This window comes from Rhodococcus sp. IEGM 1354 (assembly GCF_030056855.1).
Lineage (GTDB): Bacteria > Actinomycetota > Actinomycetes > Mycobacteriales > Mycobacteriaceae > Rhodococcoides.
Genome location: NZ_JASHKT010000016.1, coordinates 1 through 23,046 on the forward strand (window position 1 = coordinate 1; position 23,046 = coordinate 23,046).

Sequence of the window (23,046 nt, forward strand, 5' to 3'; positions counted from 1 at the left end):
GGTGTAGGCCCGGCGGGTACCGGTCGAGCGGGACGCGGCCATGGAACGCTCGATCCGAGCAGCAACCTCGGGCGGTAGGTCTGGAAACACCGCCGCGGCACCCGGCACGACAGCCGGGATCGTGGTCGGGCCGTCTACGAGCTGGCGATCTGTCATGGCTGGACTGTAGCGGGCCCTCCCGACAGACTTCTCAGGCCGAAAGCACGCTGAGCAGGCGTTTCCGCGGAGACGGTGCGGGAAGGAAAATTCTCGTCGGTCACCGCACAAATAACGTTGGTGACTATGACCCCGGCGCGAAAACGGGCTCCTCTGCTATCGCCGCGTGTGCGTCGCGTGTGAAGTGACACGCTGGTTGTCCAATTGACAGCCTTTCTGTCCAATCGTGACCAGGGCATGTCCACTCCTGAAGACCGCCCGCATGAAAGCTCCCCACGGCCGCGCTAGCTTCCTTGTCATCGCCGCAGGTCCAGACCCCCTCATCGCCAACACGAGGACGGGCTCCGGCTGGTCTTCACGTTGGACAACTTCACTGACAACACGCGCAGAGACCGAAGATTTTCGATCATTGGACAGGTTATTTGGCACCCGACCAGGCATTCCCCCAGCAACGCGGTGGACAACTACCTGGTCCGATTGGACAACTTCGGTGTCACTTCACATCGCGGACGACCCCGCTCCATCGGGCGAGAGCTATGTCGGCGGATGGTGCAGCGGGATCCCGTGGTCAAGGAACAGTTGCACCGTCTCATCCAGCTCCGCCGCGGTGCGGCACCCCATGCGCAGGAAGTTGTACAACGAACTGGCGGATGCGGGATCGACACGCGCCGCCGCGATGGCGGCCTCGGCCGCAGCGTGCGCGTCAGCCCACAGGTCGCGCTCGGGTGCGGGATAAGACGAGCGCGTCGGAGCTGTCCCGGGATCGACCGGCTCATAGGGTCGTGGGCTCAGCAGAGATGCGTGCGCACCGCCGGCATCGATCTCACCGCTCTCGACCAACGCAATGGCGATCGCCGCGGCCTTGAGGACTTTCGCCTGCTCGTCCCAGTGCAGGTCCTCGAACGGAACCCACGCGGTCCGCAACGGGCGAGAACGACCGGCGGCCTTCCAGATCGCAACGAGCCTCGTCGCCCACCGTCCGGTGCGAACCAGTGGCGAGGACACTTCGTCGACGACGGTGCGCAGAAGCCGGAACCACACTGCGGCATGTACCCGGCCTGGGCCGAGTTCCACCCATCCCGTCGTCAGGGCCTCGGTGCTGCGCCGATCGAGGTCCGTGACCGCCGAGGGAACCGGAACGGGCGAGACCCGTTCGTCCGAACCGAACCGGACCTGATCCCAGAAGATCGCATGACCAGGGAAAACAGAGCAGGGTTCGAGTCGACAACGGTGGTCGAGGCAGCTGCTCAGCACCGGATATTGCTGCAGCAGAGCCATGTTGATACCAGCAGTGGATTCGAGGCTGTCGACACATGCCGGGCATGCCCGACTACGCGGAGTGCTCGCCCACGGCAACCATGCCTCGCTCGTGGGTGTGCGACGTCGTCGATCCTCCCTCGCGAGGTCGGCCGGTAGCAGGATCGAGAACTGGTGGACGTAGGTGTCGAAGTCGCAGCCGGCGGGGTCGGTGCTGTCGAGCAGCCACGGTGTCCACCCCGCCAACGTCATCATCCGCACCCTCTCTACCGGGACTGCACCGCGACCGGCCAGCTCGGCAAGTATCGGCTCCGGTGTGTAGCGGTCGAGATCTTCGACAGCACAATCGATTTCGAGTTCTGCAAGAAGGTCAGAGGGCCTGATGTGCGGATACAGCTCGCATATCCGGGCCAACCATGACGAGAGGACCTCACCTGGCAGTGGCTGCGGGTGCAGCGGCCACGGGCGAACGTACGCATCACCGGGCATCGGTGCGAGCCGCGCGTTCACGCGAGGTGGCGTTCGAACTGGCGGCGTCGCTCCGTGGGGCCGAGGTACGGAGTGCGCGTGAGCACCGATGAGGTCATCGCTTCCTCTCCGCTGTCGACGGCGGTCACTGCTGCGGCAGTGAGCAACGTTGCCAGTTCACCGATGGTGCCCTCGGAGCGAGTAAGGAGGTAGTCGGTCATCTCCAGTGATGTCACGTGCGAGGGTTTGCGGAGGGGGAAGCTCGTGCTGAAGCTGGCCAGCAGTGATCTGGTGTCGGCAGTGTTGGTCCAGACCGGCAAAGTCATGGGATGGAATCGATTCTCCAACTGGGGATCGGTCCGGATGGCGAGGTAAGCATCACGGGTGCCGACAGCGACAAGAGGAATGCGTAGTTCGTTGCCCAAAAACCGCAGCACGTTCAAGAATTCGCGGCGCACGTTGTCGCGGCCGGCGAGAACATTGTGGAGCTCGTCGATGATCAACATCCGTACGCCGGTGACGCGGAGCAGCATCAATGCTTGCTGTTCGAGTTCGTGGACCCGATTGCGGGGCCTGGTCGGTGTTCCCAACGCTGTGAGCAGTGCGAGGTAGAACCGGCCGGGTGACGGGTCCGGGGGCATCTGCATGCACAACACCGGTATCTGCTCGCGATCGGACAAGCTGATCGGCGGATGAGTGCGCCGGAACTTTTCGATGATCATCGACTTGCCGTTGTTCGTCGGACCGAGCAACAGTAGGTTCGGCATACGCTGTCGGTCCGGCCACGACAACAACGTCTCCAGATGGTCGATGACCGTACGGGCCTGCGGATACCCAATCCACCTCTCCGACCGGATCAACCGGATCCTGTCCGCGTCGTCGAGTGCGGCGAGCGGACGAACCGACTCCCGCAGGTGCCCCAAATCCTCACCGGACGACTCGGTGGCTTCGTCGCTGCTTCCTGTCGATGCGGTCATCGGCTCACCATTCCTCGATATCGCTGAAGACCGGCGTTGCGGTGCCGCCGTCCGCTCGAGGCTCCACCGGCGGGTAGATCGCCGGGATCGGCGCAGACGCGGCGCCGGTGAGATGCATGCGGCGGGCACGGTTGCGCCGGGCTTTGCGGGTGGCTTTCTGCGAGCGGTCGGTGACCTCGCGCATCTGCTCGATCATCGAAAACAGTGCGCCCTCATCGACGTTCGACCGACCTTGTTCGCGGAGACGGGTGATAGCAGCTCTGTGCTCCCACAGTGTCACCGCGGGATGTGACATCGTCCGGTACGGCACCTCGACATAGCCGGCACCGTCTGGTTCGAGGACCCAGATTCTGCTCAAATCGCGTGGGTCACGTCGTATCACGAACCGCCCCAGATCCTCTCGCCGCGCAACCCACGGTTTGAGCGCGTTCGAGAAGTAGTGCACGTGATCGAGAACGAAGCCCGTACGCGTCAGACGTCGCCGGATGACGGGAAGAAAGTCCACCAGGAACGCGGTTTCGCCGAGCACCACACGAGGGGCATGACCAACTGCGGCGACCCCGCCGGCCCACACCGCGGCCGGAGTGTTCCCGATCCCTGCGTGAACACTCGCGTGATACGAGGCTATGGCCAGGACCAGCCAGCGTTCCAACTCACGCAATGTCAACGCCGCATGCTTGTCCGAGTCGTAGCTTCCTCGGTCCGCTGGGTTCGAGAAGGTGGTCCCAGGCAGCTCGTGCACCGCCGTCATCGCCGTCCCGATGATGCGTTCGACGATCCCGCCGTAGTGCGGTCGGCCCGGAGGACGGTATTCGAGGGTGATGGCGTGCTGGGCGCATCCGCGGCGCAGCGCTTCGCTTTTGAACTCGGAGGCGTTGTCGAGATACAACTGCTTCGGCTTCCCTGCCATCGGCCACTGCACCTGCTCAGCGAGCTCGCATGCCTCCAGCCATGTCTGCTTCTCGCAGCACACGCGGCCCAGGCACAACCCGACCGATATCGACGACGGCGGCTCCAAAGTGACGACGAACCCGAGTACGGAACGGCTGAAGACATCAATGGCGATCGTCAGGTAGGGGCGACCGATCGGTTGCCGCTCGTACTCGTCGACGATCATCACATCGACGACGGTGTGGTCGATCTGGACCTGATCGAGAATCCCCGCAACTGTCGGTGGACTGTCGCCGGCGGACTGACGCGGGCGGGCGGCATCGGGTCCTCCGCGGGACCTGGCCACCGATGCCGGATGGAGGGCGGCGATTCGTGCGGTGACGGTGTTTCTGGCCGGCACTGGCAGACCCGCGCGGTGACACGCCAGCGCGATACGTCGATGCAGCGCAGCGACACTCAACTTCTGGCGATGAAGAAAATATCGGGTGAGATGGTCGCCGATCAATTCCTCAACCTCAGCCGCTACTCGGCTGCGGCCACGCCCACCCGACGAGACCTTCGTCAGAAGATCGGTGACTGTCCCCGTCCCGTTCCTGAGCCTGCCGATCAACGTGTAGACCCGCCGCCTGGATAGTCCCAAGCGCTGCGCTGCAGCGTCGACCGCTTCCGAACGCACCGGATGCATCTCCAGCAAGGGAGCCAGGACACCGAAACGGGCCTCGGCCTGGGACCACCGCTCCCCCGACGCTGTCAGCACACCGGTCTCCACGATGGCGAGCTTGTCGGGGTCCATCACAAGCCTCCCCTATCACCGAGAGCCGAACGCGACCGTGCACCGCACTTCTGACATCAGAATGTCAGAAGACACGTGCACTCACCCTCGAAACGCCTGCAAAGAGTGCAGCCGTCTTCTGAAACTGACACCGGATCTACGTACAGGACCGGTGACAGAAACGATCGTTTCTGTCACCCCTCTATCAACTTCAAGAGATCTCATCGTGTTGCCTCCGCGTATCCCCCAACGCGCGCCTCATGAGTCACCGCGACTCCGGCCGCCGGCTCAACTGGTCCGAGTTCGTCCTGCGAGTCGTCGCGGGGTGCGAGAGCACGGTTCGGCACTTTCGTCGCAGCGACCTCCATCAGGAGTTGGACGAGCTTGTCGTACCGACGTGTGACTGTGGAGGTGGTTACCTCGAGCATCCGGGAGACAGCCGAGAAGTTGCCTTGCACCTCGGGATGCTTGTGATAGAGGTAGACCGTTTCCCAGACGTCGTCGTTGAGTGCTCCATGTGCGTCGAGTAGATCACTGAGCTGCTGCGCGCTGTTGTCGCTTTTAGGCGCGCTCTGCACCTCCCCCGGGCTGTCTGGACTCGGCACGCACTCGATCACGTTCTGCGACAAAGGCGTTGCTGCGGCGCGACTGGCGCGTGGAGCTCGGAGGATGACAGCGAGGACTTCGGTCATGGCGAGCAGGAAGACCGGGGCGATGGTCGCGATGCCCGCGGCGACGAAAGCCGGCATGACGGTCGAGGTCAGCGTTGCGTGGTACGCGTTTCCGGCTATGGATGCGCCGGCTGCGACTGCAAGAACGCAGAGGACGAATCGCCGTCCGCGTACCGTCCGTGGGTCCGTGTGGTGTGACAGTGCAATTGCGGTGACGGTGGTGGCCACAATTGCGCCGTCGAGGACTACGGGTATCACCCAGGCTCGGCCAGGCTCGGTGCCGGCCATTGTGGCGAGATCCCGGAGTGCTCCGAAGGAGAGCCAGAATGACGCGGCGGCGATGCCGACTGTCAGCACAATGGCAGTGGCCAGTGCGCCGATCAGAACTCGAGGGTGGATGAATACCGTGCTGGTGTGTTCGACGCTGGTGTGGTCGACGTGGTCTTCGGCCGGTTCGATAGAGGTACTAGCGTTGTTCATTGATCGCAGGTCCAATCTGTGATCGACCGGCCCCGGTGGTGTGAGCGCACTGTCGGGGCCTTTCGGGGTTCGGCGTGGGCTTTGATACGAACGCGACGCCTAAGACGCTGCCGGGATGTGGGCAGTGCGGAATGACTCGCCCATACCCCCCATAGCGCCCATAGGGGCTATAGGGAGGGTGCGGTCGGCGGCAACGTGTATCGCTGGCCGTTGTTGTACTGCCGTTCCAGCTGTTCACACAACCGCTCGACTGCAGTCCTGATGAAGACCTGCTGATGCTTCACACCGGTGAATGCCTGCGTGTGGGCGATGGTGGCCTCCATCCGTTCTTTCTGAGACGAGGGCATCGAGAGCAGAATGTCCTTCGTTCCTTCCATCCGCTTGGATCTCTCCTTCGCGCCAACCTCAACTTCTGGCGTGTTCGCCGGCTGAGACGGCGGCCGAGACGGTGACGCTAGCGGCGGTGTCGCGGCCTCAGCTTCGCGTTGCGCCGGTGCCGCCGCCTGCGCGAACGTGTTGCGCCGAGGTGCGCGCGCCGCGGGTAGCTGCGGTGCCGGAATCTCTTTACTCACTATGCCTTCTCTCCTGTTGCGTTGAGAATCTTTACGAAGTTTTCGTGAAGGTTGCGGATCCGTCCTGTGGGCCGGGGGTGTTCGTCGAGGCCCATTCCCACGTTGGTGAGTTTGCTTATGTCGGTCAGCATCGGTATCGGCTCCCCCACGATTCGGATATCAGCCTCTTGCACGTACTCCTTGAGGTACTCCAGCGTCTTCGCATGATCGGCACGGCGACCGTCGATCTTGTTGACGACTACGCCTGCAATAGGCAGTACCTTGCCCATGTACTGCTCAAGGTCCTCGATCGACTGGCGAATAGCGTCGAACCCGTCGATTGCGTCCGATTCGGGGTTCACGACGATCAGAACGTTATCGGCGGCGAACAGCGCTCCACGGGACACAAGGTCGATCGCGGGACGGCAGTCGATGAGGATGTGCTCGTACTTGTTTGCAACCGTTTTCAGCGCCCTGTCGACGGCCATCTCGCCGCCGGTCTTCCCCACCAGCGTGTCCATGACTGCTTGAAGGTCACTGAACCCGCTCGGCAGAACATCTATGCCTGGACGACGCGCCTGAATGATGGCTTGCTCGGTCGAACAGTCGACATCTCGGTCGAGCACATCCGCGAGACTCGCTTCAGGCGGATCTTCGACAGTGTGACTGGTGAGATGCTTGGTCGAATTCCCCTGAGAGTCAGCGTCAACGACCAAGCAGGTTTCCTGCACGCTGGCCGCTGCATGGGCTAGGCCGTTCACGATGGTGGTCTTGCCGACGCCACCCTTCAGGTTCGCGATCGCAGTAATTGTCATAGCGGTGTTTCTTCTCCCTCTCGTTCGTTGATGCGACCACTCCCTCCCCTCCCCCGTGTCAGAGGGAGAGCCGAGGAGCAAAGCAGGTGGGGGCACTTACAGGGACATGTGGACCGAAGTGAAACCAGTAGTGCTTAGCGAATAGTAAGTAAGTGCAGCGTATATACGCTTTGGCTATTAAAGAATAGCTAAGCAGAGGTTAGATGGTATTCAGTACCATTAGCTTACAGTACCTAGCCTATCTAGGCTAGGTACTGTAAGGACATATAATGTTATATAAGTGCCCCTATGGGCGTACAGGCTAATTGCGTCTGAGCGCAACGGCCCGCAACGGCCCGCAACGGCCTACAACTCCGGCGTTCACCACCGCTCACCAGGGCGGCGGCGCGCCATTCCGATCGCCCATATAGGCGGCCATAGCCACTAGGGGAGGTCGAAACGTCTTCCACAGACGGGCACGACTGCCCCAACCGGGGGACTGGGGCAGCCCCCGTTGCGCGTCCGAGATCCAGTTGATCAGTTGAGGCAACAGTCAGCACGCGGGTTTGCGGCCTCCGTCTTACGCAACCGAGAGCTCGTACCGATGTGCCGCCTCACGTAGCAAATGCGCCTTCATCTCCGGCGTCGTTGTACATACAAGACTGAAAGCAGCTTCACGGAGAAGCCGTTCAGGTGTCGCGCCTCGCAATATCGCTCCACTTCCAGCCTCGCTCGCCAAATGGTTCGCAACGTCCACACTGAATCGGCTTGCGGCAGCGCGCACTCCGAAGATGTCAATCTGCCGCTCGGTGATCGCGTGAGTGAGCGTGGCTCTGATCTCGTTGTGTCTCGCATCGAGGATGTCGTTGGACCGGCCCATCGCAGCCAACTCCAAGAGGGATGCCTTCGCCGTTCCGAGAGCGAGGGAGCCGTTCAAGCGGGTCACAGCCCGATCCATGTCACTCAGTTCCGAACCGTCTTTCTTTGACGCCGATGACACACTCATGACCATGTCGTCGGGTACATGAAGCTTGTCGAAGGTGAGTCTGACCGTATGTGAGGCGTGCGCGGCCGTCAGTTCTAGGCGATCGCTTACCAAGCCTGAAACGTCCTCGGCGTGGGCAAGGAACGTAACTTGCTGTCCCGCTGCCTCGTCGTACGCGGTCACACCGATGACCTCGGTGAGACCGTTCCATCCCGTTACGAAGGGCGAGGTCCCTGTAATCGAGTAGCCGTCAGCTACTCGAACTGCTTTGACCAGCGGCTTCCGTGGACTGGCATAGCCACTGCCGGAAACACCTGCGCGCATGTCGCCCGTCTGCAGTGCCGTCAGATACTTAGCTTTCAGGCCCTCGTTGCTCGACGTGGCCAGGCGTAGCAGCGTGCCGTGGTGTTGCGCCCATACGAATGCTGTGGCGAGGCAGCCGCTGACCAGCACTTCGCCGGTGTCCGCAAGTGTCCGGATCGGATCCTGCGACTTAAACGCAAGTCCGTAGAACCCTCTGCTGCGCAGCGCGTCGAAATGCGAGGCCGGTATCACCCCCGAGCAGTCGACATCATTCGCGTCCGGGGCCAACAGCTCGGCGCGTAATTCTTCCGCCGCTACAACCCAGTCGGTCATACCCCGCCTCTCTATAGGTTTGCTCAAGCATCGCCGCACCACGCTAGCGTCGGACCGTCCTCGGATGCGGAGAGCCGAAGGGTGGTACGCAGCACAGCTGACAGATAAGCGGGCCGGCGACCGACCTCAAGACGCGTTCCCGAAGCGGGCTATGACGTGTCCACAATGACCGCCCCGAGGAGGTCACCGAGTATCTCGACCGCCTCTAACACCGGATCTCTTGGCGGTGGACCCGCCTTCATGATTACTCCCCACAGAGCCTCCGAATCTGCGTCGCGAGGCAGGGGAGCGGCCTCGGCAGGCGGGAAAATCGTCTGGTCGCGCGTAGCGGAGTCACGGGGTGGAGCGGAGAACCGGTTCTCGAGCCACACCTGCCACAAGAGCCGTTCGGCTCGGTGCCGAACAACGCGGTCGGCTACGACCATTTCAACGCCATGAGCGGCCGCTACGTCGTCCAGCGTGCGGCGTCCCAGGGTCAAGGTTGCATTGTTTCGCTCGATGAGCCCAGCGGTTGCTAGGTCCGCGAGAATCGCGTATCCGTTGGATGGCCGGAGCTTTGCGGCGGCAAAGATGTCCTCGACGTTGGTGGCCAGGCCAGCCTTGAGAAGCTCGTACATCGGACGCCCACGTAAACCAAGCACGCTCCATGCCGGATGCACGGGCTCGACCCGCGCTCGCTCGATGTGCGCTGCTCCTGGATTCTGGATCGTGGCTGGAGTGGTCAGGGCGTAGCGGTCGGCCTCTCGACCTGCCCCGCGCGAGATCAACAGCAGCGGAGAGCCTGGTGTCTCTCGAAGCAGTCTCAGCCCACTCCACACAGTCGATTCCGACATCAGACCCGCTGCATGCGAGAGGCTTCGGCCACCAACGGCGACCACTGGGACTCCCTCCACCAATTCCCCGGCCAAGGCGGATGTGTAAGCGAGGGCCTGCACCACTGCTAGGAGAACGGGGCGTTGGCGAGTACCGAGGAATTCTGAGTCGATCCACAGCTTCGCGTGAGCAAGCCATTGCTGACGAACTCGATCTTTCAGGAAAGAACCATCCCCCCCTGTGTATTTGTTCTTGTGCGTGAGTTGGTGGAATGGTCGGACGATCGTGGCGGCCCAGGTCAGGGCCTTCTCCACGTCCCGTTGTAAGGCTGCGGCTGAATGAGTCCCGTACTTGTCGATGTAGGCGTGGCGCAGACCGGCCCACTCGGTGGTGGCGATTGCCTTCTCGATGTCCGCAGTGCTGGCACCGCGCAGGACTGCGTGGCTGATGACGGACTGGCGTGCTTCTGACGGGGATGTCCAGAGTGCTTTGTGGGCCTTGGTGAACTTGCCGGTGGCCGCGTACGTCTCGACGGCTTGGGGGACAGGTGTGGTGCGGTGGAAGCGTGGGTCCAGGCGTCGATCGCGTCCGATGCCGACGAGGCGTTCGTCCTGGGTGAGGGAGGCTGCGACTGCGGCCACAGGGGTTCGGTATCGGGGAGTGGTTGCGCCACCCAGCAGGGCGATCAGGCGCGCGATGACACCGCGGTCGGAGCGGACGGTGAAGGCGTCTATTGCGTCGTCGAGGGTGCCATCGAGGAGTCGGTAGCCGCCCTCGCGGCAGGGTGAGCCGGGGGGAGTGATGCATCCCCAGTCTGCGTTGAGCATCGGTGTGGCGTCCAGGGTGACCAACCGGGCACCGAGGAGCTGCATGACCATTTTGATGTCGTCGACGCGCAGAGGGATGTCGGTGGCCATGGGGACCAGAATGTGGCGGCCACCGCTCGTCGAGCGGTCGGTGATTGTGCGCGCGCCGCATTCGTGGAGCCATCCCAAGGCACGTTCGACATCGGCGTCGACCTGTGCCGGCGTGTGGTGTTTGGCGTCGAAGTCCAGCGCTAGCAGGGTCGTACGGCCGCGCGCGTAGATCGGCAGTGCGGCCGGCACGGACGGTAGGTGCTTCGTCAGACTCCGCGAGGTATCGAACTTGCCACTGACGGCACTCCAGACCCGCATAGACCGACGCGCGGCCATCAACGGAGACAGTCGTCTCCAAGTGTTGTCGGGTGTCGACATCGTTGACCCGACACGAGCACCAAATCTTGAATCTTCATCAGGGCGCGATGTACCCTGAGACCTGTCCACCAAGACAGTCCCTTTCGTGGGGAAGCGCAACACCGAGAATCGAGTTGGTAGCTCGCTTCTCACCAAACTCGAATGCCCCTCGTTTCTTGCCCAACAAGAGCCGGGGGGTTTTTCGTGTCTCGGGTCTGGCGTGTGTCGCTGTATTTTCCTCCAGCTGGTTCTACGGACGCCCTTCCGTATTCGAGCTGAGAGGCCTTGCGTCACGTCATGCGGAGAGCGGCAACACCTCCCGGTTCAGCTCTCGAACGAGATCGGGTCGTTCGGCCACCAGGCACAGCATGTCGGAGAGGTACTGACTGACCGAACTGCAGCCGGCCTCTCGCGCCATGCGCTCGATTGTCGGAATGATCTCCTCGGGCGCGCGAGCTCTCAGAGCTTTGCGCTTGCCCTTGCTGTTTTGAGGCACTGGTGGTCTCCTCCGGTCTCTACGAGGGACCGTCATCCCCGCGTCCGCCAATCCTGTCTCGAGTGTCGCGGCATCTTCTGCAGACACGCCGAAACTGGGCCAAGCTTTTGTTGCATTAACTGTCTGGCAGTCATCAGCGGTGGGCATCGGCCAGGTCCTGCGAATTGACTGACTCCACCGCCAGCCGGTCCGACGTGCGTGAATGTCGGAGAATCACTACCGCCCCCGAAACGAGGCATACAAGGCCCAGACCGCCGGCCGTCAGCGGACCGTAGATCTCGGCCCAGTCGATGAGTCGTTTGGACTCGACTGCCCGCTGCACCTGCTCGTCGACAGTGGCGGCGTCGAGCTCCGGCGACATTTCCACGATGGTGACCGCCGAGGGGTCGTCAGCGGTGCGGCCGTAGTACTGGTGAACCGCTTGTTTCCCGAAGACGATTGCACCTGTCGTGGGCTCGACGAGCAGCTCACGGCGTGCCTTGTAGAACCGGTGCATCAGAATCTCTTCGTCCCCGTCGATACCCCAGTACGACGCAGGGAGGCTGAGCTTGCCGCCGGTGTCGAGCGGCGCGACGTCCTGAACGAAACGATAAACGTCCAAGCCGTTCATGGTGGTCTCGCCGTCGAACTCGATCTCCTGGCTGCGGCGCGCGGTCGTATCGAAGTACGGATAGGACCTCTTTTCGACGTCGAACGGAAACTTGAGTGAGAGCCCATCGTGCGTGACTTCGTCCGCGGGTTGATCGTTGTACTTCTGGATCGACCCGATCGGATCGTCCATCGGCATCGCAGTTCTGCGGTCGGCCGTGAACCTATCGACGGTTGCGTTGACCGTTCCTCGTTCACCAGGTCTGTCGTCTCGTTGCAGCAGAACAGCGGATTGCATCGTGATCTTGTCGCTGTCGGACGGTTCTTCGACAGTGACCTGTTGCAAAACCCGAATGGGAACGTCGCGATCGACTTTCGAGACGCCCTGAATGAGCGCTTCGGTGTCGAGCAAGGTCGCGGTGCCCGTTGCCACCGTTGCGGAGTCGACGTCGAGAGGCGTCTTCACCAGCTGGGGAGCCATGTAGAAGGCCATCGTTGCCGAGGACGCGGCGAGAAACGCACCGACCCCAACCAGTGCCAGGCCTTTGATCGGTCGTGTCGCCGTCGTCATGCGTTAGTCCTTGAAGTTGGTCGGTACCCTGCTCGCCTCGGAGCGGCTACTGAGTCTGAGAAGCTGTGTCGCATGATCGTCAAGAGGCTGCCCTTGTTCGTGACCAGTCGACCGGCCGCTGCGGTCTTGGCCACCGCTTTCGCGGGATTTGCATTGTCGGAGTACAAGATGGGCAAGCAAAAACCGCGCGCGGGCTCTGTCAATCGGGACAACGGGTCCGGTAAAGCGGTTGGCCGTGGCCTTGCACTGGCGTACGGCGGGGGCCTCGTGCTCAGCGTGGCATCGACGGCAACCGTCGCTACTCGGCACCCGCGAACGATCTTCTTTGCGGGATTGACCACCGCTGCACTCGGGCAAGCCCTCCGGCTAGCTTCGGCGCGCAAGCTCGGGGAGTCCTTCACATTCAAGGTCCACACGCATCCAGAGCAACTGGTGGTGCAGACGGGGCCGTACCGGTTGATCCGGCACCCTTCATACACAGGGGCACTGATCTGCGCGCTGGGCTTCTCCATCGCGTACGGGAACTGGCTTGCCCCCGTCATGGTGTCGTTTCTGGCGGGCGGATACGTCCACCGGATCCCGTCGGAAGAGACCGCAATGCTCGAGGGCATAGGAGAGGGGTACGCCGAGTACATGTCGCGCTCCAAGCGCTTGATCCCGTTCATCTTCTAACCACCCGCGCGGAGGTCGTCGCCTTACCGTCTTCGCCGTCGACCATCTCGACCATGAGCCGGGTGGACGCGACGGAATTTCTGCTGGCACGCCAGGCAGCCCGCTTGGAGCTCGGGATCAGAGTGTCCGCAAGGATGGCGTTGCTTCGAGTCGCCAAGGCCTGCCACTCGTCCATGTACGCAACGATGCGTCGGTACCGCTGGACGCGAGGAAGCAGTGTCGTCCAGATGTACACCCACGCAACGTATCCGGCGACGAGCAGCGGCGACATGATGAGAAAGAGCGATATCTGAACGGTGTGGGCGGTGTACCAGTTCTCTATGCCGCTGGCGAACGCCACTAGGTACACGATCTTGTGAACTGCGTACAGCAGGATCATCCCGCACGCCACCGCAGCAGCGGTGAGCACGCGCGCTAATTCTCCGCTCTTCACGATCAAAGCCATGCGGACCAACAGGTAGAACGGCACTACCACGCACAACGACAGGCTTCCGAGGAAGATGACCCAGTAGACCAGCATCCAGCCTTCGGCAGCAAAGGTCTGACTGAGGTAGTAAGTCGGTCTCGACGGCGCGGGGGAGAGCAGAAATGAGATGACCAGACCGCCGACCAACGCCGTGGTGACTGCGTAGCGAGAGCGACGCGGGAAACTACGTTGGGTCGAGTGAGCCACCATCCCGACCCATTGCGTTGCAGCGCAAAGCGCCAAGGCCTGAGCTATCAGGACAGATATGTTCCACAGGCCGGTTACGTCGTGTATGACAGGGTCGAGCTTGTCGTCCGCCAGCGCATGAACTCTGAACATCTGCGCAATACTGAGAGTGAGCAGTAGCACCGTCATGGGGCGTGTTTGAGGTCGCCGCCTGTAGAGCGGTAGGCGTTGAAGACCGAACACCAGCAACACTATTGGCAGTATTGCCTCGAAGAACGTGCTCACATCTGCCACCCAAAAATTGTGGCCACCCGGCGCAGGGTCTCCTTGTCTTTCGAGTCGATGTTCTCCGGGTAGAACGGCTTGCGTAGGGAATCGGCGCGGGCAAGCATGAGTGTGCCGAGCCATTCGGCCTCTGCTTCGATGGGCTGAAGGAAATCCGGGACTCGTGTGAAGCACACCTTCGCCCGTTGTTCCTCGGCAAGTGCGCTGATCATTGTCCTCGGAATGGCAGGAGCCATCCTCATGAACGATTCGACCAGAATGTTTTCGGTGACAACAACATCGGCATCGTGACCGAGAAGTATGTGTGCGACTTCGTGGAGGATGCATTGTTCACGAAAGAGCGGATCTACGTCCGCACGGACGTAGATGACATCGACCGGGGCAGTTCGTACCCAAAAGCCCGAGACCTCGCCGCTTTCGCTCAGATCGTCAGGTAGATCGAGGATCACAATGACGCGCCCGATCTTGAACCCCACCTCGGCAACGAATCGGTCGATCGACCAGGGTCTCGTGAACTGCAGTTGCAGTGTGTCGAGGAAGGATCTGGCACGTAGCTCGGGGTCGCCGATAGTTCTCGCTGCAGCGGCAGCGTCTCGGACCGAGCTCATTATGTCGATTCGCCAGCCTCGGCCGGTTCGTGCCGATTCTGCTTCTCGAAACGTCCGTGCGTGTCCCGGACCAGCTCGCTCAGACGCTCAGCGATCGACGGAGTCAGTTGCGGTACGCGAGTTCGTAGAGCAAATACCGTGGCCTGGGAGTTCCTAACATTGTCGAAGTAATCGAGCTGCGCGTTGTAGTCCATCTGCTCAGCAGTGGTGCCGACCAGATAGGTAACCGGCGACTCGAAGAAGGTGGCTACTGCCTCGAGGACGTCTCGTTCGGCGGTGTCGACCGCCTGGCTGCGGAGCACTTTCACTTCTTCGGCAGTGACGTGGCGGCCGACGTTCTTGCTCACATGCGCCGCGACCTGCGGGTCCAGATCATCGGGTGTCCCCAGATGTCGGAAACCCCCGAATAGCCTGCTGATTCGATTGTGTAGCGGTAGCTGGCTGTCCATTGTGGCCTGTTCCTTCCGAACGTTCTCTCCCCGCGGAGTACTACGAGAGGCTTGGTCCCGAGCAAGCACCCTTGCCCATTTCCTGCGCAACTTCAACTGCTTCACTCGCGCTCCGCCCATCGCTCCTGGAACCTGGCGTACAGCTCGTCGTCGATGTCGTCGTGCCGCCCAGCCAGCCAGCGACGGTAGAGCTGTTCTTCGCGCTCGACCGGGTCGTACTCGACGGCGGGTTTATCGAGGAGGGGGCCGAATGCCATCTCCGCCATCGGAGGGAGGGTTCTCCCAGGGCCCCCACTTCGTTCTAAGACCGCGGTGGCATACCGTCCGGCTACGCGGGAAACAAAGGCGTTGAATCCCCCGACGACCTGGTCGAAGTCTTCTAGTGGGGGATCCGCGCCATGACAGCTCTCGTGCGCGGCATTGAGCTGCCGGTGCAGCCCGAACAGATTGTTGATTTCGTCCAGAGGAAGCACAATCGCATCCGGCTCGGCGGCCGCACTGCTTGATCTGGAGTTTCTGTTCGACAGGCTCTCCAGGGGGACAGGATCGCCACCGGCGAGAACAGCAGCTGCGCTCCCTTTGCTCCACCGCAGGCCTTGGTCGAGCTTCCTGAGCACGGCCGGACTGGGCGCCCGACCGAGAGTGTCGTTTTCGATGTTGCCAAGTGTGGTGTCCGACGGTCCACCAGCATCCCGGACCTCGAACCTGGTCAACGCAAGCCTTGCCCGCCGCGCCGCCACCACCTTGCCAAAACGGGCCAGGTCGTCTGTTTCCTGCATTCCTGCATCCTATGTCCGATTAGCAAAAAAATCGCAATTTCTGGATCAATGTACCGGACTGGCATAGAACCAGCTCAGAACTATAGGGATGTCGTTAGACCTCGATTTGATTTGCAAAAGTTTTGCTTCTAAGTTGCTCTGCTTTCAATTGCCAGTACATACTGCACTCATGCCGTCGCTCGCCGCGCCACCCTCACCGTCGCTGCGGTCCACGACGTCGACTCACCGACCTTGTTCATTCAGAAACTGGCGAGCCTCGTCACGCCTGAACGCCAGCCGGCCGGTCTCGCGCACGCTCGTAGCTGCGAACGAGTTCGTCGATCTCGATGTTGAGCACCGAAGCCAGGCGGCGAGCATTCTCATCGGTCAGCTTCACCTCGCCGCGCTCGATGCGGGCAATCATCGACGTGCTGATACCGACCTGCTGGCCGAGCTGCGGCTGTGTGAGCCCGAGAAGGACACGCCAATCTCCGGGGAAGCGTCGGTCCCGAGGTACGTCCACAAGATCGCCTATGGGCACGTCCAGGGTCTTCGCCACGAGGGCCAGCGTGTCGACCTGAGGGCTCCGCGTGCCGGTCTCCCACTGTTGGACCGTGGCACCCCCGAGTCCAGCCTTTCGTGCGAGATCCGCACGGCTCATGCCTTTGCTTTCACGCAAGGACGTCAGCCGTGCCGGGTCGAACCCCCGCAGGACACGTCGACTCACTGTCGCATTCCGTTCATTGCTAGACACCATGCCGCACCTCCACTAAGGTCTGACCTGTGCATGACTTTAAACGATGCAAATGTCGTGATAGGAAGGCTCGCACGGCGCAGAGCGATACGGGAGATCGGCGGGAACCTTTCACCCCTGTCGCTGCATCCAACCGCACAGTTCCCTCCTCTCTCACAAACTTGGAGGTGGCAACACACCTGACAGAAGGAGAGAAAAGAGCGATTTAAGAGAAACCCCGGGTGCGCAAGTGATTGGCGTCCGAACGCCCCGGGGTCCCGTATCTGCGAATGACAACTGCGCCTGAACGCACCGCACCCGCAGGCTTACCAGCCTAGGTGCACAGCGCAGTCCACACGACTGGAGCACCCATGACATCGCTGCTGAAACCTCCACCGTTACGGTTTCGACCCTCTTCCACGCCCCCTCACCGCGACACGGATTCGACTCCGTGCGCCTCTCTCACCACGGTCGCAGTCATCGGCCTGGTCTTGTGCTCACTCGACGCCGGGCACGAGAGCGATCGGCCTCACCAAGAGATCGATGACTCGACGGGCCAGATCCTCACAGAGTGGACGTCACCGTCGAGCCGCTCCGAGCTGGCCGACGATACCCACTTCCAGCGCGTCGCCTAAAGAACCCAGTGCTTGAAATCGACACCTGCCCAACAAGTGTCGCTTTCAGGACGTGGTGGTTCGCGCCAACGCCCGGTGCGATCCGCCACGTTCCACAGCGGGGGTGGGGAGAAGGTCCGGGCGTCCTCAAGCCCACGCGCTTCCCCACCCCCGCTGAAGAAACCTGAGACGGGGTCCGGCAACTCAATTTTGAGATTGCCTCTCCATCTCACCCGATGGACCGGCGTGAGGGCAGCACGGCGACGCTTCCGACCCTAATCGTGTGCCGAGCCGCGCTGACCCGCCGAGATATCGAACCCGCCATAGTCGTTCTCACAGAAAGGATCTCGCCTAGTGCCGTTCTTCTTACAGTGGATTCCCTTCCCGTAGTCCCTCCCTCCGTTCCTCGGATAGCGCCGGAACCAGCGAGGGCCGGGCGATCCTCGATCGACCCGGCACCGTCAGGAAGAGCGCACCGAAGTCCCGTCCGGCGTCGTCGACGCCACCGCCCGCAGTTTCTCTCGGTTTTGACAGGAGTCGAAATATTGTCCGACAGAACTCGTTTCAGATCTATCGCCGCGATAATGGCCGTCGCAGCGTGCACGATGTCGGTCACCGCGGCACACCTGTTGGTGACGCCAGCGACGGCGTCAGCCAGCCCGGAGCAGCCGTGGCTCGACGAACTGGTCACCGACTGCCCCGCCCTCTACACCCTCGCCGTCCAGGGAACCGGACAGTCCTCGCCGGATGCACCGATCAAGGCCGACACCGGAATGCTCGGAACGGTCCTCGGCCCTGCACTCGAGGCAGCTCGGGTCATCGGATCCTCACTCGACCGCGCGTATGTGCCGTACCCGGCCGCGTTCGGCGGTGCCGTTCCCGGCGGCAAGCAGCCCTACACCGTCTCGGTAGAGGAGGCAGCCGCCAACCTCGAAGCTGCCGCCGAGAAAGTCGTCTCCAGTTGCCCGGCAACCCGATTGGCCATCATCGGCTACAGCCAGGGTGCGCACGCAGCCTCGAACGTTCTCGAAGCAATCGGTGCCGGCACCAGCGCAATCCCGGCCGAGAAGGTGGCAGTGGGCGCCCTGTTCGGTTCGCCGACCAGGGCCGCCGGTTCGCCGGTGTTCCCAGGCAGCAGCAGCGACGACCCCTCACCTGCGCCCGGCTCGTCCGGTAGCCACGTCTCGGACCTGCCCCCGGTCTCTGCGCCCGCCCCTGCCGGGTCGGGAATCGGACCGACCAGTGACGTCGTGTCTAACTACGGATCACTGAGCGGCCGTGTCGCGTCGATGTGCCAGACCGGCGACCTCGCGTGCGATGCACCCGCGAACGCCCCGATCGCACGAGCGGTCACCAATGTCGCCGGCCAGGCAGAGGTCGGCGGTGACCCGTTCCGCGCCGTGTCGTCCATCGGCATGGCCTTGGCGTCGACGTCGTTCGGCGTCGCGGTCGACGTCATCAACGAGGACGTCTCGGTCCCGAAGAACTCCCTCGAGAACCTGTCGATAGCGCCGAAGAAGTCGCTCTCGCAGCGGTTCGCCGAAGCGTCGGACCCGAAGGCGACTCCGCCGACCGGGCAGGAAGCGATCGCGGCGCTGACCAAAGTCGGTCTGGTCGCGGTCAATGCGGTGGTGTCGGTGGCGAAGAAGGTCATCACCCCGCAGACCATCGCGGAGGTCTCCGCTGCCGGGTTATCCAATCCCGCAGCGGCGTTCGCGGTGATCGCAGCCAAGACAGCCAAGGCCGTGATCGAGCTCGTACCACCTGCGACATCGAAGCGGGTCGTGCAGCAGGCGTTCAACGTCGTCAAGAACGAAGTGACGGCCAACAAGGATCTGTTCGACCTCGCAGCGCTGACGTCCTACGCCAACACCATTGCCGCACATACCGGTTACGGCACTGCGGCGGCGACTCCACAGGGCGAGTCGACGACACAGTTCGTGGCCGATTGGCTCGCGGCCGCCGCCGCCGATCTCGGTGACAGTTCCAGCGATACGGCGTCGACGACATCGTCTCCGTCGAGCTCCACCACGACACGCACCGCAACGCCCACAACGTCGACCGGCACTACCTCGGTGCTGCCCTCGACTCGTCCCTCCACCACGCCCGGGAGCGTCACCTCGCTTCCGTCCGCAAGCCCCGTCCAATAGCTCCACCTACTCGAAAGGTTTACTCCTTCATGGGCACTCACAAGATCCCCACCCGTTCACTGGCCCGCATCGCTACGGCCACGACCGCAGCATCGGTGATGGCCGTGTTCTGCTACGGCACCGCAGCAGCCGCACCGGGCGACGCCCCGGCCACCCAGGGCGACATCACCACCGCTGCACCCTCGACCCAAGGACCGCTGACCTCCGATGCACCGTCCACCCAAGGTGAACTGACCGCCCCCGCCCCGCAGCCCGAACGCGTCTACTGGGTGGCACCGCCCGCGCAGTACGACCAGACCGAATGGCAGACCTGGGACGCCTACTACGACGACGAAACCCCAGCCACCACCGGCGGCAACAGCACGAGCTCCAACGACACCGCTGCACAGCCCGCAGAACCGGCCGCACCGGCAGAGCCCGCCGCACCGTTGGACGTGAACACCCTCCACGGCCCGACCGCCATCGACGACCCCACCGCGCCGATCGCCGCACCGGACAAGACGGTCAAGATCGGTGACTTCTACGCCGACCAGCCCAGCTGGCTCTCTGACCAGGACCGCGACCGCACCAACAACTCCACGGCCGTCATCGAAGCGCAGGTGACCGACTTCTGGCGCTCGATCGGTGTCCCGACCGACCGCGCTCAGCGACTCGGTGCCGCCCAAATCGCGGCGGGCGGCGCAGGCCTGGTCACCGGCGCTGTGGCGGCCGGTGTCCCCGGTGCTGTCCTCGGCTCGCTCGCCGGCGGAACCATCGGCGGTATCGGCGGCGCACTCGCCGGCGGACTGATCCCGATCGCCCCCGGCATCGCACCGATCACCACCGGCATCGCCGGCACCGCAGGCGGTGCAGCAATCGGCGCACTGGTCGGCGGTGTGCCCTCGGCCGCGATCGGTGGCGCAGTCGGTCTCGCGACGGGAGTTGCACTCGGAACCACCTACGGTGCCGGCGATCTCGGTGAGCCGCAGAAGATCGAACTGCCGGACATCCCGCAGCCCGCCCCTGCACCTGCACCTGCACCTGCATCTGCACCTATCGCACCGGCTCCCGCACCCGCGCCGGTCATCGAGCAGGCCGCCCCGGTCTGGACTGTTCCGGACAAACCTGTCGACACCGCGCGCGGATTCGTCACGACACAGATCGCCGGTGGCCAGCAAGCACTCGACGCCGTCGATGCCGCTGTGGCCGATGCGACGCCGGCGGTGCAGGCCGCGGTGGTAGATGCAGCACCTGCCTTCGCTGCCATCGACAACGCGCTCGCGGCCGCCGGATTGTCCAACCCGCTCGCTCCGGCAGTGCCTGCCTGACCTACCCAGTGACCTGCTTCGGGAAGGCCGCGTTCCGACCGACCCGCACGCGGCCGGAACCGGCCTTCCCGAAGCTCCCCACTCCACCCGAACCCCTCGCGCTCTCATCGAACGTCTCAGGGACACAGGAGAAAACAATGGCGACCGACAATCACCGCGACAGCACGATGCTGTTCCCTGACCCCCAGGAAAACTTCGACCACTCGCAGTGGCAGCCGGCCGCAGACTCCGCCGTGCACCGGACGCCGACCCCCGCACCGCTGCTACCGGCGATGCCAGCAGTAGGCGACCACGATTCCCCGACAACCGATCCGGCACACACCTACGACTTCGGCACCGAACACGACTATGTCGCCGCCGATGCCGACCATGATTTCGGCGACATCGCCCCCGAGACCGCTCCGGTTCCGTACTGGGTCGCCGCACACGTCCCGGCCGACCGCCTCGTGATGGATCAACCACAACGGCGATTTCGTCGACGTCGCACCGCGCCCACACCGGCTCCCTCCGTCGACGACACGACATCGGCGCTGCCGGCACCGGCCGCGCGCCCGCGTCGACGGATCTCCCCGACGTGGATCGCTGCTGCCGGCGTCGCGGCCGCCGCACTGATCGGTGCCGTTGTCATCGTCAACGGCCAGGACGACGCCCCGGCCCCGCAGACCCCGACCGTGGTGGCTGCGCCGACCGCCGCACCGAGAGCGAGCACCATCGCGCCCACCAGCGCCGCCCCGGCTCCCTTCTGCACCACCACCAGTACCCCCGACGCCACGACCACCGACGCTGCCGGGGGACGCGGAAACGCGGTCGATGTCATCGCAGCCTTCGAGCACGCCTACTACGTGGAGCGCTCCGGCGCAGCCGTCGCCTCCCTCATGGTCTCTCCGGCACCACCGGAACGCATCCAGGCCGTCATCGACCGCACCCCGGCCGGCACCGAGCACTGCGTGACGATCGCCGCCACCGACAACCCGGACGTTCATGCCGTCGCCCTCGCGCTACGAACGCCGTCCGGCTCCGAATCGGCCATCGCCTCACGGATCACCACCGTCCGCACCGGCGCGAACTACGCCATCAGCAACGTCGAGGAGGTTCGGTGAGCACCGTGGTTCCCATCCGACCGGGCAAAACCCCACCGCCACAGCAGGTCTGCATCGTGGTCGGATCGTCCTCGGGTGGTGCGTCCTCGACCACCACCGCCCTCGGGCTCGCGACCGCCATGACCACACCGAAGTTCCCGGTCGTGGTGGCCGACGGGACCACCGACGGCGGAAACCTCTTCGAGAGCGCCGCCGCGCACACCCTCGACAACCCGGTCACCGCCGGTCTGCCCGTCAGCAGCGCCGCCACCACCTCGAACGCAACGGTGTGCGGACCGACCTCGGACCGCAGCGACCTGACCCTGATCGACAGCATCTTCGCCTCACGCGGAGCAGCGCGCATCTACGACGTCGGCACGGCGCTCGACGCACCTCGCTTGGCAAGCCTGCGAGGACAGGCCGTGCTCGTCCTGACCGCGATCGCACGCGCCGAACCACTCACCCGCCTACGAGGACGCCTCGAGCACATTCGCGCCACCCACGGGGCGACTGTGCTCGCTCGCACCGTCGTGGTCATCTCCCACACCATCCCCGCCGGAAGCGTCGATCTCACCGCCGTCCGCTCCGGACTGACCCCTGTTCTCGGCGCATTGATCGAGGTGCCCTTCGACAGTGCTCTGGCTGCACCGGGCATGTTCGATCACCGCCGCGTGGCCCCGGCCACGACGGCCGCATGGTCCACCGCCGCGTCTGCCGCGCTGGCCCTGTCGCTCGCCGCCGTAGACCCCGAGTGCGACCAGCAACGAAAGCGAGAGCAAGCATGACCGAGACCATCGACACCACAGGCTCAGCGGCACAGTGGATCTCACCGTCACTGTGGCTGCTCGGGGCCACCCGCGAGGCAGGGGTGAGCACCCTCGAACAATTCTGGTCGTTCACCGCCGACAGCGAAGGATCGTGGCCACCGGGCGACGACCGCGAGCGGGTCTCTCCGTACGTCGTCATCGTCGCGCGCGACAGCTTCAAATCGCTCACCGCCGCACAGAATCTCGCACTCGCACACCAGCGAGGAGAAATCGGGGCCGGATCGGAGCTGCTCGGGTTGATCACCGTCGCGTCGGCCCCCACCTTGGACAAGCCGATACGCCAACACCGCGACGTCGTCGGTGGGGCGTTCGAGCAGTCCTGGCACATCGGATGGCATCGAAGCTTGCTGTCGGCGTCTGTGGATCGGCTCCCGCGCTGGCATCCCCTCGCCGTCGATGCAACCGCACCCAGCCCAGCACTACCGACCGATATTCACACCGTCGGCATCGCCCTGACCAACGCCGTACACGCACGCATCCCGGCACTGTTCACCGGACAGGTCGCCTCGTGAACGCCGAATCCATCCTCGGATGCCTGATCATGGCCGGCACCTACAGCCTCTCGCTCTGTATCTCATGACCGGTTCACCGC

At 63.4% G+C, this 23,046-nt stretch carries 21 protein-coding genes; 6 read left to right on the forward strand and 15 right to left on the reverse strand.

Annotated elements, in window-relative coordinates:
* Positions 1-690: 690 nt before the first annotated feature.
* The 10 genes from QM588_RS23305 to QM588_RS23350 all read right to left on the reverse strand — a co-directional run bounded on the left by QM588_RS23305 (position 691) and on the right by QM588_RS23350 (position 12,320).
* Positions 691-1,923, reverse strand: a complete 1,233-nt coding sequence (locus QM588_RS23305; RefSeq protein ID WP_229745858.1) for a TniQ family protein — start codon at positions 1,921-1,923, stop codon at positions 691-693.
* On the reverse strand, positions 1,920-2,858 hold the full coding sequence (locus QM588_RS23310; RefSeq protein ID WP_121113358.1) for a TniB family NTP-binding protein: 939 nt from the start codon (positions 2,856-2,858) through the stop codon (positions 1,920-1,922). The genes QM588_RS23305 and QM588_RS23310 overlap by 4 nt, the downstream gene beginning before the upstream one ends.
* A gap of 4 nt (positions 2,859-2,862) precedes the next feature.
* On the reverse strand, positions 2,863-4,542 hold the full coding sequence (locus tag QM588_RS23315; protein ID WP_094648402.1) for a Mu transposase C-terminal domain-containing protein: 1,680 nt from the start codon (positions 4,540-4,542) through the stop codon (positions 2,863-2,865).
* Between the two features lie 200 nt (positions 4,543-4,742).
* Complete coding sequence (locus tag QM588_RS23320; protein ID WP_283316939.1) at positions 4,743-5,672, reverse strand: DUF2637 domain-containing protein; 930 nt, start codon at positions 5,670-5,672, stop codon at positions 4,743-4,745.
* A gap of 167 nt (positions 5,673-5,839) precedes the next feature.
* The gene (locus tag QM588_RS23325) at positions 5,840-6,049 is read right to left on the reverse strand and encodes a hypothetical protein (protein ID WP_283316941.1); all 210 of its coding nucleotides are present in this window, start codon (positions 6,047-6,049) and stop codon (positions 5,840-5,842) included.
* 194 nt (positions 6,050-6,243) lie between these two features.
* Positions 6,244-7,038 carry a ParA family protein gene (locus tag QM588_RS23330; RefSeq protein WP_283316942.1) on the reverse strand — a complete coding sequence of 265 codons (795 nt, stop codon included), beginning with the start codon at positions 7,036-7,038 and terminating at the stop codon, positions 6,244-6,246.
* Between the two features lie 559 nt (positions 7,039-7,597).
* A complete protein-coding gene (locus QM588_RS23335; protein WP_283316944.1) occupies positions 7,598-8,638 on the reverse strand; it encodes an acyl-CoA dehydrogenase in 1,041 nt (346 codons plus the stop codon).
* Between the two features lie 149 nt (positions 8,639-8,787).
* On the reverse strand, positions 8,788-10,626 hold the full coding sequence (locus tag QM588_RS23340) for a hypothetical protein (protein ID WP_283316945.1): 1,839 nt from the start codon (positions 10,624-10,626) through the stop codon (positions 8,788-8,790).
* 334 nt (positions 10,627-10,960) lie between these two features.
* Positions 10,961-11,161, reverse strand: a complete 201-nt coding sequence (locus tag QM588_RS23345; RefSeq protein ID WP_283316946.1) for a hypothetical protein — start codon at positions 11,159-11,161, stop codon at positions 10,961-10,963.
* Positions 11,162-11,294: 133 nt separating this feature from the next.
* Positions 11,295-12,320: a DUF3068 domain-containing protein gene (locus QM588_RS23350; protein WP_283316948.1), complete on the reverse strand. Its 1,026-nt coding sequence runs from the start codon at positions 12,318-12,320 to the stop codon at positions 11,295-11,297.
* Positions 12,321-12,392: 72 nt separating this feature from the next.
* Here QM588_RS23350 and QM588_RS23355 point away from each other — a divergent pair, with 72 nt between their 5' ends.
* Positions 12,393-12,992 carry a methyltransferase family protein gene (locus QM588_RS23355; RefSeq protein ID WP_283316950.1) on the forward strand — a complete coding sequence of 200 codons (600 nt, stop codon included), beginning with the start codon at positions 12,393-12,395 and terminating at the stop codon, positions 12,990-12,992.
* Here QM588_RS23355 and QM588_RS23360 read toward each other — a convergent pair.
* The 5 genes from QM588_RS23360 to QM588_RS23380 all read right to left on the reverse strand — a co-directional run bounded on the left by QM588_RS23360 (position 12,982) and on the right by QM588_RS23380 (position 16,471).
* On the reverse strand, positions 12,982-13,833 hold the full coding sequence (locus QM588_RS23360; protein WP_283316952.1) for a hypothetical protein: 852 nt from the start codon (positions 13,831-13,833) through the stop codon (positions 12,982-12,984). The genes QM588_RS23355 and QM588_RS23360 overlap by 11 nt on opposite strands.
* 92 nt (positions 13,834-13,925) lie before the next feature.
* A complete protein-coding gene (locus QM588_RS23365) occupies positions 13,926-14,405 on the reverse strand; it encodes a hypothetical protein (protein WP_283316954.1) in 480 nt (159 codons plus the stop codon).
* Between the two features lie 131 nt (positions 14,406-14,536).
* Positions 14,537-14,884 carry a hypothetical protein gene (locus QM588_RS23370; RefSeq protein WP_283316956.1) on the reverse strand — a complete coding sequence of 116 codons (348 nt, stop codon included), beginning with the start codon at positions 14,882-14,884 and terminating at the stop codon, positions 14,537-14,539.
* Positions 14,885-15,087: 203 nt separating this feature from the next.
* Positions 15,088-15,765, reverse strand: a complete 678-nt coding sequence (locus tag QM588_RS23375; protein ID WP_283316959.1) for an XRE family transcriptional regulator — start codon at positions 15,763-15,765, stop codon at positions 15,088-15,090.
* 259 nt (positions 15,766-16,024) lie between these two features.
* Positions 16,025-16,471, reverse strand: a complete 447-nt coding sequence (locus tag QM588_RS23380) for a helix-turn-helix domain-containing protein (RefSeq protein WP_336620094.1) — start codon at positions 16,469-16,471, stop codon at positions 16,025-16,027.
* A gap of 1,204 nt (positions 16,472-17,675) precedes the next feature.
* On the opposite strand from QM588_RS23380, the gene QM588_RS23385 reads away from it, so the two are divergent.
* The 5 genes from QM588_RS23385 to QM588_RS23405 all read left to right on the forward strand — a co-directional run bounded on the left by QM588_RS23385 (position 17,676) and on the right by QM588_RS23405 (position 22,966).
* Entirely contained in the window at positions 17,676-19,241 is a 1,566-nt protein-coding gene (locus tag QM588_RS23385; protein WP_283316963.1) for a cutinase family protein, read from the forward strand.
* A 29-nt stretch (positions 19,242-19,270) separates the two neighbouring features.
* Positions 19,271-20,548 (forward strand): insoluble domain protein, encoded by a 1,278-nt coding sequence (locus tag QM588_RS23390; RefSeq protein ID WP_283316965.1) that lies wholly within the window; start codon positions 19,271-19,273, stop codon positions 20,546-20,548.
* A gap of 137 nt (positions 20,549-20,685) precedes the next feature.
* Positions 20,686-21,648, forward strand: a complete 963-nt coding sequence (locus QM588_RS23395; protein WP_283316966.1) for a hypothetical protein — start codon at positions 20,686-20,688, stop codon at positions 21,646-21,648.
* The gene (locus QM588_RS23400; protein ID WP_283316968.1) at positions 21,645-22,412 is read left to right on the forward strand and encodes a hypothetical protein; all 768 of its coding nucleotides are present in this window, start codon (positions 21,645-21,647) and stop codon (positions 22,410-22,412) included. Before QM588_RS23395 ends, QM588_RS23400 begins: the two co-directional genes overlap by 4 nt.
* Positions 22,409-22,966, forward strand: a complete 558-nt coding sequence (locus QM588_RS23405; protein WP_283316970.1) for a hypothetical protein — start codon at positions 22,409-22,411, stop codon at positions 22,964-22,966. Before QM588_RS23400 ends, QM588_RS23405 begins: the two co-directional genes overlap by 4 nt.
* The last annotated feature ends 80 nt before the right edge of the window (positions 22,967-23,046 follow it).

What these genes read in the sequence shown, in the direction of transcription:
- QM588_RS23395 (WP_283316966.1), top strand. Translation starts at nt 20,686, where the DNA reads ATGGCGACCGACAATCACCGCGACAGCACGATGCTGTTCCCTGACCCC.
- QM588_RS23360 (WP_283316952.1), bottom strand. Translation starts at nt 13,833, where the DNA reads ATGACGGTGCTACTGCTCACTCTCAGTATTGCGCAGATGTTCAGAGTT.
- QM588_RS23320 (WP_283316939.1), bottom strand. Translation starts at nt 5,672, where the DNA reads ATGAACAACGCTAGTACCTCTATCGAACCGGCCGAAGACCACGTCGAC.
- QM588_RS23335 (WP_283316944.1), bottom strand. Translation starts at nt 8,638, where the DNA reads ATGACCGACTGGGTTGTAGCGGCGGAAGAATTACGCGCCGAGCTGTTG.
- QM588_RS23325 (WP_283316941.1), bottom strand. Translation starts at nt 6,049, where the DNA reads ATGGAAGGAACGAAGGACATTCTGCTCTCGATGCCCTCGTCTCAGAAA.
- QM588_RS23375 (WP_283316959.1), bottom strand. Translation starts at nt 15,765, where the DNA reads ATGCAGGAAACAGACGACCTGGCCCGTTTTGGCAAGGTGGTGGCGGCG.
- QM588_RS23350 (WP_283316948.1), bottom strand. Translation starts at nt 12,320, where the DNA reads ATGACGACGGCGACACGACCGATCAAAGGCCTGGCACTGGTTGGGGTC.
- QM588_RS23355 (WP_283316950.1), top strand. Translation starts at nt 12,393, where the DNA reads ATGATCGTCAAGAGGCTGCCCTTGTTCGTGACCAGTCGACCGGCCGCT.
- QM588_RS23385 (WP_283316963.1), top strand. Translation starts at nt 17,676, where the DNA reads ATGGCCGTCGCAGCGTGCACGATGTCGGTCACCGCGGCACACCTGTTG.
- QM588_RS23390 (WP_283316965.1), top strand. Translation starts at nt 19,271, where the DNA reads ATGGGCACTCACAAGATCCCCACCCGTTCACTGGCCCGCATCGCTACG.
- QM588_RS23315 (WP_094648402.1), bottom strand. Translation starts at nt 4,542, where the DNA reads ATGGACCCCGACAAGCTCGCCATCGTGGAGACCGGTGTGCTGACAGCG.
- QM588_RS23405 (WP_283316970.1), top strand. Translation starts at nt 22,409, where the DNA reads ATGACCGAGACCATCGACACCACAGGCTCAGCGGCACAGTGGATCTCA.
- QM588_RS23340 (WP_283316945.1), bottom strand. Translation starts at nt 10,626, where the DNA reads ATGCGGGTCTGGAGTGCCGTCAGTGGCAAGTTCGATACCTCGCGGAGT.
- QM588_RS23330 (WP_283316942.1), bottom strand. Translation starts at nt 7,038, where the DNA reads ATGACAATTACTGCGATCGCGAACCTGAAGGGTGGCGTCGGCAAGACC.
- QM588_RS23310 (WP_121113358.1), bottom strand. Translation starts at nt 2,858, where the DNA reads ATGACCGCATCGACAGGAAGCAGCGACGAAGCCACCGAGTCGTCCGGT.